Here is a 12,933-nt window from a genome sequence, read left to right on the forward strand (position 1 = left end):
GGGGAACCATAGTTATCAACCTCCGCCGCTCCTGGTGCCCGGCGAACGGAAGAACATACGGCCGGATCACCTGGTTTCTTCACCGCACTTGCGGGCACCCCCCTCACTTTCTTCACCGGTGTTCACTTCGTGCCGGAACGCGAGGCCTTCTGGAGGCTCCCGCCGTGCGCCCGGCGGAGCGCGACGCCCCTCACGACGACTCGCGCACCACCAACTCGGTCGGCAGCGTCAACTGCTGCCGGTCGGCGCCGTGTCGGGTGATGTCGGTCAGGATCCGGGCCATCGTCCGGCCCAGTTCCTCCACCGGCTGACGCACCGTGGTCAGCGGCGGGGCGGTGTGGCGGGCGAGCACGGAGTCCTCGAATCCGACGACGGCGACATCACCCGGCACCTGCCGTTCCTGGCGGCGCAGTTCGGCCATGGCGCCGACGGCCATGAGGTCCGACGCGGCGAACACGGCGTCCAGATCCGGCGCACGTTCAAGAAGCGAACGCATCGCCCGGCGCCCGCCCTCCTCGGTGAAGTCGCCTCCCTCGACCAGGGATTCGTCGGCTCGCACTCCCGCCTCGCGGTGGGCGTCGCGCCAGCCGGCCAGCCTGCTGCGGCCGACGTCCATGTCGAGCGTCCCGGTGATGGTGGCGATGCGGCGGCGGCCCCGGCCGAGCAGGTGCCGGACGGCCGCGGCGGCGCCTCCGGCGTTGTCGGAGTCGACGTAGCTGAGCCGCTCCCGCTCGTCCCTGCGGCCGGCCAGCACGGTGGGCAGCCCCATCTCCTCCAGCATGCCGGGCAGCCGGTCGTGCGCGTGGACCGATACCAGCAGTACGCCGTCGACCCGGCGGGTCGCCACCGACGTGGTGAGCTGGTCCCGCTCGAGCTGGTCGCGGACGAGCGTGAGCTGCAGCTGGGTCCGGGTCTCGGCGAGCGCCGCGCTCACGCCGCGGATCAGGGCGGCGAAGAACGGCTCCGATCCGAGCCGGCTCTCGGACTCCGGGATCACCAGAGCCACCGAGTCGGTACGGCTGGTCACCAGGCCCCGGGCCACGGAGTTGGGGATGTAGTTCAGTTCCTTGATCGCTGCCAGGACCCGCTCCCGGGCGTCCGCGCTCACGAGGTCCGAGCCGTTGATGACACGGGACACCGTGGTCCGTCCCACCCCGGCGCGGGCGGCGACGGTTTTGATCGTGGGCTGGCGGTTCCCTGTCATGTGCTCCTCCGGGCGGCTACCGCGGCGGCAGCGCCGCGGACGTGACCAGCGGCAATTGTGGCAGACGTCACGGTGACGGCAGCACGCTCGCCGTCCCGTGAACCGAACGCCGGGCGTCCGTTTCGGCAACGAATTGTTTTCTGGTCATTGACACGGCCGTCCGCTGCCACGAGTCTTCCATCCGCCGGTGGGAACGTTCCCACTGTCTGGTGGGCACGTTCCCATCACGCGTCGTACCGCCGTAACCCCACCTGCACCGCCACTCCGGTGCGTCAGCGCCGTCGCCAGGAGGACATGCATGAGCACTCACCGGGACCCGCGCACGCGAGCGGCCGCGGTCGTCGCGGCCGCCGGTGCGCTCGCCCTCGTCGTCGGCTGTGGAGGCGGTGACGACTCGGCGACGGGTGGCGGCGGGAAGGACGGCAAGGTCACCGTCACCATGGGCATGTACGGGGTGCTGGGCTTCGGGGAGACGGGCCTGCTCGAGCAGTACGAGAAGGAGAACCCGAACGTCGACCGACGAGCAGACGTACCGCACCGCCCTGCAGACCCGGCCGGCCGGGGCAAGGGACTGAAGGACATCCAGGGCATCGAGATCGGCCGGGCCAAGGAGATCGTCGACACCCGGGCCGACAAGTTCGCGGACTTCCCCGACGTGACCGGCACCATGATGGTGCCGCCGCAACTCGGTGTCGTACCGCTGTTCATGATCACGCTCGTGCACGCCCGGAACGACTTCTTCCGGCCCTTCGTGGTGCTCGACATGACCAACCCGACGGTCCCCGTCGCCCTCGCCCGGCTCAGTGCCGGATACATCCGGGACCAGTCCCTGATCATGGCGGGCGCGCTGCTCGGCGCGCTGCCGCTGCTCGCGATGTTCGTCGTCTTCGGCCGTCAGATCGTCAGAGGCATCATGGCGGGCGCCGTCAAGGGCTGACCCGGCACACCGGCCCGGCGGCCGGTCGCCGGGCCCGCCCCGCACCCGGACCCCGTACGCCCCACCACGCCGCTCACCCACCCACTCACCCACTCACCCACCTGGAAAGGACCTACGTGGTCACCGCAGCACAACAGCACACCGCCCCCGGCCCGCAGGCCCCCCGCACCTTCCCCGAGGGCTTCCTCTGGGGTTCCGCGACCGCCTCCTACCAGATCGAGGGGGCCGCCGCGGAGGACGGCCGCACGCCGTCCATCTGGGACACCTACGCCCGCACCCCGGGCCGGGTCCGCAACGGCGACACCGGTGACATCGCCACCGACCACTACCACCGCTGGCGCGAGGACGTCGCCCTGATGGCCGACCTCGGCATCGGCGCCTACCGCTTCTCCCTCGCCTGGCCCCGGATCCAGCCCACCGGCCGAGGTCCCGCCGTGCAGAAGGGCCTGGACTTCTACCGGCGTCTCGTCGACGAGCTGCTGGACAAGGGCATCCAGCCCGTCGCCACCCTCTACCACTGGGACCTCCCGCAGGAGCTGGAGGACGCCGGCGGCTGGCCGGAGCGCGCCACCGCCGAGCGGTTCGCCGAGTACGCGGCCCTGGCCGCCGACGCACTCGGGGACCGGGTGAAGACCTGGACCACGCTCAACGAACCCTGGTGCAGTGCCTTCCTCGGCTACGGCTCCGGCGTCCACGCCCCCGGCCGCACCGATCCGGTCGACGCCCTGCGCGCCGCCCACCACCTCAACCTGGCCCACGGCCTGGCCGTCCAGGCACTGCGCGACCGCATCCCCGCCCTCGCCCAGTGCTCGGTCACGCTCAACATCCACCACGTCCGCCCGCTCACCGGCGACGACGCCGACGCCGACGCGGTCCGCCGTATCGACGCCCTGGCCAACCGGGTCTTCACCGGACCGATGCTGCGGGGCGCCTACCCGGAGGACCTGCTCAAGGACACCGCGACGCTGACCGACTGGTCCTTCGTCCGCGACGGCGACCTGCGGCAGATCCAGCAGCCGCTGGACTTCCTCGGCGTCAACTACTACACGCCCACCCTGGTCTCCCGGGCCGACGGCAGCGGCACCCACACCTCGGACGGGCACGGCAGGAGCGCCCACAGCCCGTGGCCGGCCGCCGACGAGGTCGCCTTCCACCAGCCCCCGGGCGAGACCACCGCCATGGGCTGGGCCGTCGACCCGAGCGGCCTGTACGACCTGTTGGGCCGACTGGCCGCGGACTTCCCCGGGCTGCCGCTGGTCATCACCGAGAACGGCGCCGCGTTCGACGACTACGCCGACCCCTCCGGCAACGTCAACGACCCCGCCCGCATCTCCTACCTGCGCGGCCACCTGGCGGCCGTGCACCAGGCCATCGCGGACGGCGCGGACGTGCGCGGCTACTTCCTCTGGTCGCTGCTCGACAACTTCGAGTGGGGATACGGCTACAGCAAGCGTTTCGGCGCCGTCTACGTCGACTATCCGACCGGCACCCGCATCCCCAAGGCCAGCGCCCGCTGGTACTCCGGGGTCGCCCGCACCGGCGTGCTCCCCGGCGCCTGATCCCACCGCCCGGCAGGAGCCGCGTCACGACGCCTCCGGGCCCCGGTCTCCGGGGTCCGGAGACGGGCCCCGTCCCTCTCGTGGAGCCCGGCGTGCGGTACCGCCCGGTCCCACGGCGGTGAGAGCCGGCTCCCGGCCGGTCGGCCCCGTCGCCCGGGAACGGGGCCGACCGCCGCGCGACGGGAAGCGCGCGCAGCGGGACGTCAGCAGGCGTCGTACTTCCAGCCGCCGTCCTCCAGCGCCCACGGCTGCGCCCGCTGGTCGAACTCGGGCAGGCCCTGGACCTTGTAGCTGACGCGGCCGAGCTTGCCGGACACCTCGGCCCGCACGTCGGTCGCCGGGTGGTCCGGCCCGTGGTCGGCCTTCGCCTGCTTCAGGACGGCGGCGTACTCGTCCGCGCCGGTCTCCTCGCGGCAGCGTGCGGAGAGCATGCCGTACGCCGTGTCGGTGTCGGCCGCGAAGTAGGCCGAGGTGTAGACGGCCGCGGCGGCCTCCAGGTCGTCCCCCTCGTGCTCCTCCGGGACGGCGAAGGTCTGCTCGGCGTCGGCCGGACCGGAGTCGCTCGCGGGCGCGCCGTCGTCCTTGCCGGACGAGCAGGCCGTGAGGGCGAGAAGCCCCGCGGCGACGATGATCGAGGCGCGAGTGCGCATGATGTCCCCCCGAAACGGTGTGGCTGAGGGGAAATCGTGCCACAGCGCCGTCAGGTCGTCGCCGGGCCGGTGCCGCACACCGGCAGTGTCGGGCGCGGTCCGCCGTTCAGGGCCTGCAGGGCCCGCAGTTGGTCCTCCAGCCGGTCGGGTGCGGCGAGGAAGCGCAGGACCGCCTGGTGGAAGGCGTCGCGCAGGACGGGGGGCATGGTGTCGGAGGCGTCCCAGCACAGATGGCGGTCGGAGCCCCGCAGGATCGAGCTGACCTTCCGCTTCAGGGGATCTCGCCGACCGTCGGGCGCCGCGGCCTTCCCGTTGGCCGAGAAGTCGGGCAGCGCGGTGCCGGGGTCGGCCAGGAAGCGGATCAGCTGCCGGGCCTCGTCGGTCGCGTTCAGCATGGCCGCGAGGTCGCCGGAGACCTCCCACCGGCCCGCATCGCCGCCCGCGCCGGGGATCACCTCGGCGGAGTGGACGAAGTCGCCCTCGACACGCTTCCAGTGGGTGTCCCGGAACGACCCCTGGTGCTCCAGGCGCTGCCGCGGGCAGTCCTGGGCGAAGTCGTCCTGGAGCACCCGGTCGACACGGGTCCTGTCGCCCGCGCCCACCATGTCGCCCCACGTCCGCCAGGCCCTGCGCACCCGGGAGTCCGTCCACGCGATGCCGCCGGTCGCCCACTGCTCGTAGACCTGCGGGCCGGACTGCTGGAGCAGGACGTCCTCCACCCAGTCGGTGCCCGGCCAGCCGGAGGTCGCGCCGGACCCCATGGCGAGGCACCAGCCGCCGGGGTCGGCGGCGACCCGGGCGATCCGGTCCGCCGACAGGCCGCCCGCGTGCCAGACCATGCTCTTGAGGCCGGTCTTGACCGGCAGCCAGTAGGTGCGTTCCCGGCCGTCCTCGCCCGCCACCTTCGGCATCCACACACGGTCGTAGGAACCGGCCTCGAACAGACCGTCCAGCGGCTCCAGCCGGCCCTCGGCCGCGTAGGCCATCAGCTCGCCCGGGCCGGGCAGCACGGCCACGTCGGGCTGGGTCCCGGCAGCCAGGTCGGCGGCCAGCACCTGGCTCAGCGCGGAGCTGCCCTGGTAGACGACGTCGATGCGGTACTCGTCCTCGAACCGCCGCATGGCCCGCTCGAACTGGTCCTTCTCGTCGCCGCTCCAGTTGGCGAGCACGGTCACCGAACCCGTCCAGCCGCGCGCCCACCGCACCCCCGTGACCACCCCGGCCGCGAGCAGGACCAGACAGACGCAGACGATGCCGAGCGTCCGGGGCCGGAGGCGTCTCATCGCGGCACCCTGAACCGGTACTCGGCGATGCGGGGCCACAGCCCCACCCATATCAGCGCCATCAGCAACGCCCCTCCCACGAGGATCCATTCGGACAGGGACGCCCAGAGACCGGCATCCGCCAGGTACCGCCCCACGTCCGCACCGGCCTCGGGGATCTCGTCCGCGGACCGGGTCGTGTCCAGCTCCGCGAGGGAGTCGCGCATCGCCGCGTGCGCCCGTACGGTGAACCAGCCGAGGACCGCCACTCCGCTCGCGCACAGCACCGTGGCGGCGAGCAGGGGCGGGTGCACCGCGCTGCGGAAGCGGAGCCGCGCGAACCGCTGCGCCTCCACCAGAGCCGCGCACAGAACGAGGCACAGCACCAGGACCGCTCCCCAGCCCAGCCACAACGGCCAGGGGAAGGAGGCCTGTTCCCGGGCGACCCGCACCTGTTCGGCGCGCAGTTCGTCGAGGCGGTCGACGATGTCGTTCCGCCCTTGTTCGGCGTAGTGCAGGTAGGCCGCGCGCAGCGACGGGTCCGTCTCCTTGCCGGCCCGCTCCACCCAGGCCGAGTAGACGGTGATCAGCCCGGTGACGGTCTGCAGGGTGTGCCGGTCCGCCGGGCCGGTGACGTTCTCCGAGGCCGCGACGGCGATGCTCTGATGGGCGACCGACATCTGCGTGTGGAACTCACCGGTCGTGTCACCCGCCGCCGCGCGCCCGTCGACGGCCGCGTGCGCCCGTTGCAGCGCGGTCCTGGCGGTGTCCACGGCCAGGATCCCCGGGGTGCTCGACGACGCCAGCGGCACCGTGTCGTCGTGCACGCCCCGGTAGGCGGCGAACAGGGCGACGGTGGTGACGGCCCCGAGGGCCAGCAGCAGCCGGAGCCTGCGGGTCAGGTCCCGCCCGGTGGTGCTCACGGCCGCCCCTGGAGGCCGTGCCCGCACAGCGGGCAGAAACGTGCCGCCGCGGGCACCTCCCCCTCGCAGGCCGGGCACCGCAGCCTCGCCGCTCCCGGCCCGCCGGCGACCACCGGGTCGGCCGTGCCCGACGCGGGGCCGTACGTGCTGTGACTGCTGGCGGTGATCAGATGCTCGAAGTCGACGGCCGCCACGCCGGGACGCAGCCGGACCCGCCCCGCCGCGGGGTCGTCGATCTCCACGAGCCGTTCCAGCCGGCCGAGCGACTGGTCGGCGCCGATGGCGTGGGCGAGCTGCACGGCTCTGCCCAGGTGGTGCTGTGCCGCGTCGCGCTCACCGTTGCGGTGGGCGTCGGTGGCGGCCGCGACGGCCTCGCCGAGCCGCTGGTGCTGCTCGAAGTGCTCGACGTGGATGTCGCTGTGCCCGGACAGCGCCGCGTCGTCGGTCCAGTGCACCAGGCACGGCCGGGACGGTGTCAGCTCCACCCCGTCACCACCGGGAACGTCGAGGGACACCACCGCGAGCTGGAGATCCTCCCCGCGGGGCCGTCCGGTGGGGTCGGCGGACAGGCACAGCTGGTAGCGGCGGGTCTCGTCGCCCCACGCCCGCGTGACGAACCGCCGCGTCCCGTCGCCGTCCGTGCCGGCGGGATCGAGTTCCACCTCGGTGGGGAAGACCTGCTTGAGGTAGCGCACCCCGGCCCCGGCCATGGGGGTCACCGAGATCACCAGCTCGGGAAGCCTCTTGGCGAGCAGCCGGTGCATCAGCTGCTCGTACTCGCTCGCGAGCGCCGCCTCGTCCTGCACGGAGGAGGTCCGGCCGTGCAGACGGCTGGTGATGCGCAGCAGCTCCCGGCCGTCCCAGCCGTCGCCGATGCCCCAGGCGTCGCACACGAAGCGCCCCGCGCAGGCCTCCAGGACGTCCGCCAGCGGCATCAGGTCGTCGTGCTGGTTCTTGCCGTCGGTCAGCAGCAGGACGTGTCCGATGGGTGCGTCCGCCTCCGTCAGCAGCCGGCGCGACAGGTCGAGCCAGCTGCCGATGCAGGTGCCGCCGCCCGCGACCAGGCGGTGCACGGCCCGCTCCGCCTCCGCACGGTGCCGGGCGTCCGCCCGGGCCATGGTCTCCGTCGGCGGGTACACCATGCTCGCCGACTGGGTGCCCCGGACCACGGCGAAGGGGGTGCCGTCGGGGAGCAGCCGCAGCGCCGCCACGGCGGCCTGGTGGGCCGCGCGCAGCTTCTCCTGCGGATAGGCCATCGAACCGGAGCAGTCCACGGCCAGCACCTGTGCCAGCACGGGACCCGAGGCGCCGCCGTTCCCGGTGCCGTCCGCCCGGACGGTCACGATGGCGTGCATCTGCGGTTCGCGCGCCTGGCCGGACAGGTACTTCCACTGGCTGATGTCGAGGCCGGCCGAGGTGCTCCCCGCCGCCCCCGAGCCGGCCGCGGCCGTGCCGCCCGGATCTCTGTTCGCGGATGCCCCTGTGTTCACGGTGTCCGTGCTCCTCGCCCTCGTCGGCGGGCCGTCGGCCCGGTCGGGACCCGTCGGCGTGCCGCCCGCGGGTCTTGCCCCTTCACGGCGTCCGCCGCCATCCGTACAGCGCCTCCCGCAGGCCGACGGCCCGCGGCAGGACCGCGTACGCCCGGTCGAGCAGGTCGCCGCGCTCGGCGGCGTCACCCGCCTGGTCCGCGAGTCTCTTCAGCGAGCGGGAGAGCAACGCGCTCAGAGCCCGCGGTGTGTCCACCGGACCGAACCGGCCACCGGCCGGGAAGCGGGGCCCCCAGCCGTCGGGCGGCCGGCAGGCGAAGGCGCTGCCGCGGACCTCGGCGAGCAGCCGGTCCCATGTCCCGCTGCCGGACAGGTGCTCCTCGAGCCGGGCCAGCCGCCGGTCCGCGTCGCCCAACTGCTCCACCGTGGGCCCGGAAGAGTCCAGCCGGCCGGTGAGCACCCGGATCGCGGCGACGCGCGCGGCGTCGTAGTGCCGTGAGGTGGTCGGCACCTCGTCGAGGACCGCGACGGCCCGGGCCCGGTCCCCGCGGCGCAGGTGGAGCCGGGCGAGCCCGAACGCCGCGCTGCCCTGCGTGCGGTCCCGTCGCCACACGGCCTCGTAGTAGGCCTCGGTCTGCCGTTCCGCGGCCGAGAGGTGCTCCGCGCAGAAACCGAGGGCCAGTTTCGGCGCCGACTCGCCGGGCAGTGAGGCGTAGACGGCGGCGAACTCGCCCTCCGCCTGCTGGACCTGACCATCCGTCAGCCACCGCAGGCCCCGGTGCCAGTAGATCCGCCAGTCGTAGGCGCCGCTCTGCCGGTCGGCCCTGTCGAGCCACCGTCCCGCCCGCTCCGTGTCACCGGCGTCGAGATAGGCGCGGCACAGCCACAGCGAGGTCTCCACCGTGTCGAGCGCCGGGTCCCCTTCGGCCCGTTCCGCGATGCGCTCCGGGCTGCCGGACACGAGACCGCCGAGCAGCACGGCGGCCGCGTCGTGCGGATCGGGGATCGGCACGGGCAGGGCCCGCGCGGTGTCCGCGGGATCCGGTGCGCCGACCGGCAGTTCCGGCACCCCGGGGCCGGAACCGCCGGTCCAGTGGGCCGGCCCGGGGACGGTGCCGAGCGCCGCGCCGAAGACCGCCGCCGTCGGCTCGAACCGGGTGGAGCGTTCCGGATACGGCTCGTGCCCGCTGAGCGCCTGGTGCTCGCGCAGCACCTCCCACAACTGGCGGGACATCTCGGCGGCGGAGCCGAACCGGGCCGCCCACTCGGCGTGGGTGGCGCGTCTGATCAGCGCGTCGAACGAACGGGCGGCCAGCCCGGCTGCCGGCTCGGCGCGGGCGGCGAGGGTCTCCAGCGTCTTGCCGACGGTGTACAGGTCGGTGTCGATGTGGAAGCCGCGCTCGTCGCGTTCCGGCTTCGCCGGCGCGTACCCCGACGTGTAGACGAGGCTGGAGGTGCGGTCGTCGGTCCGCCGGATGGCGCCGAGGTCGATGACCTTGATGTCGCGCCCGTAGTGGATGACGTTGTCGGGCTTCATGTCGCAGTACAGCAGCCCTTGGGCGTGCAGGTACTCCAGGGCGCCGAGGATCTTGCAGCCGTAGGTGATGACGTGGCCGATGCCGAAGGAGCCGCCGAACAGGTGCGCCAGTTCCTCTTCGGAGGCGCGCCGGATCCAGTCGAGCGAGCGGCCGCCCACGTACTCCATCACGAGGTAACCGGTGGGCTCCGTCTCGCCGGGCTCCTGGTGCTGCACGTACGTCACGATGCGCACGATGTCCCGGTGGTGGAGCGTGGTGAGCGAGCGGCGCTCCTCCACGGCCGACCGCCGGGCGACGGCGTCGCCGGTGTTGATCAGCCCTTTGAGGACGACGTGCAGGTCGGGCACCCTGGTGTCCTCCGCCAGGTAGACCCAGCCGATGCCGCCCACGTCGAGATAGCCGAGCACCCGGTAGTGGCCGCCGACCCGGTCGCCGGGCTTCAGCCTCGGTTCGAAGGAGTACTCCCGTCCGCACTGGGGGCAGTAGCCGCGGGTGAGGGCGGGGCCGCCGGCATAGGTGACGCCGATGGTGCCGGCGCAGTTGTCGACGCCGCAGCGCCGGCCCCCGGTGGGCGGGCTGGCGGTGGTGGGCGCGGCCTCGGACGGATCCGGGGAGGGGACGTACGGCAGGATCAGCAGGCCGTCGTTGTCGAGCGTGTCGGCGGCCGGATCGGCCGGCCGGCGCGCGGGCGCCTCGGGGGCGGCGGCGGGCCGCGCCGGGGTCACCCGGGCCCGGCCGGGCGCCCGGCGGTGGCAGGTGTCGCAGAAGCCGGTCACCATGATGACGCCGCCCGCGCAGTCGGGTCTCGGGCACGGCGCCGGTGGGGATGTCATGACGCGGAGGCACCTCCCTGTCCCTGTCGCTGATCCGGTCCGCCGCAGGCCCCGCGGTCGACGTGGCGGGTGTAGGCCTCCACGGCGGCCTCGGCGGCCCGCACGTCGCACGGCCTGGCCTGCAGCAGTTCGTGCGCGCGGAGCCGGAGGGCGTCCAGGGCCAGGTCCTCCTCCTCGCCCTGCACGGAGTCCAGGTGCAGCACGTGGTAGCCGCGCAGCCTGCCGTCCAGTTCCGCCCGCCGCTCGCGGAGCCGGTCGAGGGTGCCGATGGCCGTGGTCATCCGCGCGGTCACCCGGTCGGCGAGCCGCTCGTAGCGGACCAGGTCCTGGTACGGCCCGGCGTCGCCGTCCCGCGCGCGCCGGAGCGCCGCCAGTGCGGCGTGGGCTCTCACCAGGTCCGCGTCGGCGGGCAGGACGCCCTCGCCCCGTACGGCCGCCATGCGCCGGCGCAGGGTCCGCGCCAGGGGGCCGGTGATCTGTTCCAGCCGCTCGACGAGACGCGCGCGGCGTTCCCGTTCCGGTTCGACGACCAGTTCGTGCCGGGCCCGGTGGTAGGTCGCGTCGGCGGTGCGGAAGACCAGCAGCAGACGGCTGCCCTTGGCCCGCAGGGTCTTGAGGAGGTCCAGGAGGGCCGGCGGGTCGGCGGCCTCGTCGACTCCGACGACGACCAGGGTGAGGGTGACGTCCGCGGCCCTGATGCGCTCGGCCACCGGGTCGGCCGGATGCTGCCAGAGCCCCATGCGTTCGGCGATCCGCTCCCCGATCCGGGCCGAGGTGAGCCCCGCCGCGTCCACCGCCAGGTCGTGACCGCCGGCCGACGGGACGGTGCCGGGCGGGTCGAGGGAAGCCCGGTTCACGGAGGCGGCGGTGCGCAACTCCCGGTCGGCCAGGGTGATGGCGCGGCGCAGGGTGGCGGCCCGCACCGCGTCGCCGGCCGGCACGAGGCTGATCTTCACCTGCTGTCCGTCGTTCTGGAGCCAGTCGGCGAGGCGCTGGGCGAACGGCTCGTCGAGCAGGGCCTCCGCGGCGTCCTTGCGCGTGGACCTGAGCCGGTCGTCGACGGCCGTCCTTCCCCGGATCCACCGATGGGTCTGGGGCAGGTGCCGGACGATGGTCTCGGCCGGGCTCATGAAGGAGAACAGGTTCCCGTGCCGGTCGCCGATCCCGCTGAGGAGCATCCCGATGACCTTTCCGGTCAGGGTGTCCATCACGCCCGAGCCGCTGCATCCCGGACTGGCGAGCTCGCCGGGGCTCGTCGGACTCAGCTGGACCTGCCCGTCGCGGCCGCAACCACCGACGATGCTGGCCCGGAACCAGATGCCGCCGTTGTGGTCGTAGGGGAAGCCGTACATCTGCACCGCGCGGTCGGGCGCGGAGAGCCGGTACAGCGGTGTCGTCTCGCCGACGGGCCGCGGACGCTCGAGCCGCAGCAGTGCCACGTCACCGCTGGGATCCCCGTCGGCGTCCCGGGTGTTCGGCACGTACGCATCCCCGTCGACCCACGCCGTCACCGAGGGCACGGCGCGGCCGGGCGCCGCTCCGACGAACTCCGCGGTGTACCGCGCACTCCTGTCCTCGACCACGTGCGCACAGGTGAGGACCCGGTCCGGGCTCAGCAGGATGCCGGCGCCCGCGATCCTCCCGTCCGCCCGCCGGATGCGCACCGCCCAGCAAGGCGTTTCGAGTGACGAACCATCATCGACACCCCCGTCGGCCGTCATACCACGACTATACGAGCGCTTGGTCCTGTCGCATACTGGGACGACGTGAGATCAACGAGCTTATGGGGGTGGCGGGTTGACGGACGGGCCGGGATTCGTGGGGCTGACCGAGGTGATCCGTCAGATCCGGGGCGAACTGGAGCGGGCCCGCGACGAGGCACAGGGCCGGGCCCTGGGATTCACCGTGGAGAAGGTGAGCCTGACGTTCACCGTGCAGGTCCACCACTCCGGAACAGGCCGCGGCGGGGTGCGCATCGGTGTGGTGACGGCCGAACTCGGCGGCTCGGTGGACCGTCAGACGACTCATCAGGTGCAGGTCGAGCTGAAGCCCGAGACCAGCACGGGAGGACGGGTCTCGGTCAGCCGCGACGGGGACCGGGCGGCTCCGGAGCGCAGCGACGGAAGCGCCCGCTGACTACTTCGGCGGGGGCACGTCGCCGACGGCCCGCTTGAAGTCGGGGCAGTCGACGATCGGTTCGTGGTCGCAGACGGCCGCGTGCCGCAGGCTGTCGCGCAGTCGCGTGAGCCGGCCGATCTGCTCGTCGAGGTCGCGGGCCCTGGCCGCCATGCCCGTGCGCAGATCCGCGTCGGACGGCCGCGCCATGGGAACCCGGCCGATCTCGGCCACCGAGAACCCGGCGCCGCACACACGGTCAGCGCCAGGCGCTCCAGCACGTCCGGGTGGTAGGTGCGGCGCAGGCCGTTGCGTCCCGCGGCGGCGATCAGGCTCTTCTTCTCGTAGAACCGCAACGCCGAGGGCGCCGACCCGGTCCGCCCCGCGACCTCGGCGATGTCCAGCAGCGAATCGGTCACCGGCTC

Annotated in this window: 10 protein-coding genes and 3 pseudogenes; 4 read left to right on the forward strand and 9 right to left on the reverse strand. The window is 73.4% G+C overall.

Annotation, left to right across the window (positions count from 1 at the left end; translation table 11 throughout):
* Positions 1 to 190: 190 nt before the first annotated feature.
* Positions 191 to 1,204 (reverse strand): LacI family DNA-binding transcriptional regulator, encoded by a 1,014-nt coding sequence (locus tag AB0N31_RS33320; RefSeq protein WP_366062242.1) that lies wholly within the window; start codon positions 1,202 to 1,204, stop codon positions 191 to 193.
* 298 nt (positions 1,205 to 1,502) lie between these two features.
* Between AB0N31_RS33320 and AB0N31_RS33325 the strand changes: the two are divergent.
* The 3 genes and pseudogenes from AB0N31_RS33325 to AB0N31_RS33335 form a co-directional block, all read left to right on the forward strand.
* Positions 1,503 to 1,871: pseudogene (locus AB0N31_RS33325) on the forward strand (carbohydrate ABC transporter substrate-binding protein); the annotation flags it as partial.
* Positions 1,869 to 2,141: pseudogene (locus AB0N31_RS33330) on the forward strand (hypothetical protein); the annotation flags it as partial. The pseudogenes AB0N31_RS33325 and AB0N31_RS33330, both read left to right, overlap by 3 nt.
* A 116-nt stretch (positions 2,142 to 2,257) precedes the next feature.
* A complete protein-coding gene (locus tag AB0N31_RS33335) occupies positions 2,258 to 3,700 on the forward strand; it encodes a GH1 family beta-glucosidase (protein WP_366062243.1) in 1,443 nt (480 codons plus the stop codon).
* 203 nt (positions 3,701 to 3,903) lie between these two features.
* Here the strand turns inward: AB0N31_RS33335 and AB0N31_RS33340 are convergent, their stop codons facing one another.
* The 6 genes from AB0N31_RS33340 to AB0N31_RS33365 form a co-directional block, all read right to left on the reverse strand.
* Complete coding sequence (locus AB0N31_RS33340; RefSeq protein WP_366062244.1) at positions 3,904 to 4,350, reverse strand: hypothetical protein; 447 nt, start codon at positions 4,348 to 4,350, stop codon at positions 3,904 to 3,906.
* 50 nt (positions 4,351 to 4,400) lie between these two features.
* The gene (locus AB0N31_RS33345) at positions 4,401 to 5,633 is read right to left on the reverse strand and encodes an ABC transporter substrate-binding protein (protein WP_366062245.1); all 1,233 of its coding nucleotides are present in this window, start codon (positions 5,631 to 5,633) and stop codon (positions 4,401 to 4,403) included.
* Complete coding sequence (locus AB0N31_RS33350; protein WP_366062246.1) at positions 5,630 to 6,535, reverse strand: hypothetical protein; 906 nt, start codon at positions 6,533 to 6,535, stop codon at positions 5,630 to 5,632. The genes AB0N31_RS33345 and AB0N31_RS33350 overlap by 4 nt, the downstream gene beginning before the upstream one ends.
* Entirely contained in the window at positions 6,532 to 8,025 is a 1,494-nt protein-coding gene (locus AB0N31_RS33355; protein WP_366062247.1) for a VWA domain-containing protein, read from the reverse strand. Before AB0N31_RS33355 ends, AB0N31_RS33350 begins: the two co-directional genes overlap by 4 nt.
* An 82-nt stretch (positions 8,026 to 8,107) precedes the next feature.
* Positions 8,108 to 10,393: a tetratricopeptide repeat protein gene (locus tag AB0N31_RS33360; protein WP_366062248.1), complete on the reverse strand. Its 2,286-nt coding sequence runs from the start codon at positions 10,391 to 10,393 to the stop codon at positions 8,108 to 8,110.
* Complete coding sequence (locus tag AB0N31_RS33365; protein WP_366062249.1) at positions 10,390 to 12,114, reverse strand: serine protease; 1,725 nt, start codon at positions 12,112 to 12,114, stop codon at positions 10,390 to 10,392. Before AB0N31_RS33365 ends, AB0N31_RS33360 begins: the two co-directional genes overlap by 4 nt.
* Positions 12,115 to 12,190: 76 nt before the next feature.
* Between AB0N31_RS33365 and AB0N31_RS33370 the strand changes: the two genes are divergently transcribed.
* Entirely contained in the window at positions 12,191 to 12,529 is a 339-nt protein-coding gene (locus AB0N31_RS33370) for a trypco2 family protein (protein WP_366062250.1), read from the forward strand.
* Here AB0N31_RS33370 and AB0N31_RS33375 read toward each other — a convergent pair whose 3' ends face one another.
* Entirely contained in the window at positions 12,530 to 12,718 is a 189-nt protein-coding gene (locus tag AB0N31_RS33375; protein ID WP_366062262.1) for a hypothetical protein, read from the reverse strand.
* Positions 12,719 to 12,828: 110 nt separating this feature from the next.
* Positions 12,829 to 12,927 (reverse strand): annotated as a pseudogene (locus AB0N31_RS33380) (MerR family transcriptional regulator); the annotation flags it as partial.
* Positions 12,928 to 12,933 lie beyond the last annotated feature (6 nt).

The organism is Streptomyces sp. NPDC051051 (assembly GCF_040682975.1).
Lineage (GTDB): Bacteria > Actinomycetota > Actinomycetes > Streptomycetales > Streptomycetaceae > Streptomyces.

Bases quoted from the DNA above. Each gene is read 5' to 3' on its own strand.
- AB0N31_RS33320 (WP_366062242.1), bottom strand. From the start codon at position 1,204: ATGACAGGGAACCGCCAGCCCACGATCAAAACCGTCGCCGCCCGCGCC.
- AB0N31_RS33340 (WP_366062244.1), bottom strand. From the start codon at position 4,350: ATGCGCACTCGCGCCTCGATCATCGTCGCCGCGGGGCTTCTCGCCCTC.
- AB0N31_RS33345 (WP_366062245.1), bottom strand. From the start codon at position 5,633: ATGAGACGCCTCCGGCCCCGGACGCTCGGCATCGTCTGCGTCTGTCTG.
- AB0N31_RS33360 (WP_366062248.1), bottom strand. From the start codon at position 10,393: ATGACATCCCCACCGGCGCCGTGCCCGAGACCCGACTGCGCGGGCGGC.
- AB0N31_RS33365 (WP_366062249.1), bottom strand. From the start codon at position 12,114: ATGACGGCCGACGGGGGTGTCGATGATGGTTCGTCACTCGAAACGCCT.
- AB0N31_RS33375 (WP_366062262.1), bottom strand. From the start codon at position 12,718: ATGGCGCGGCCGTCCGACGCGGATCTGCGCACGGGCATGGCGGCCAGG.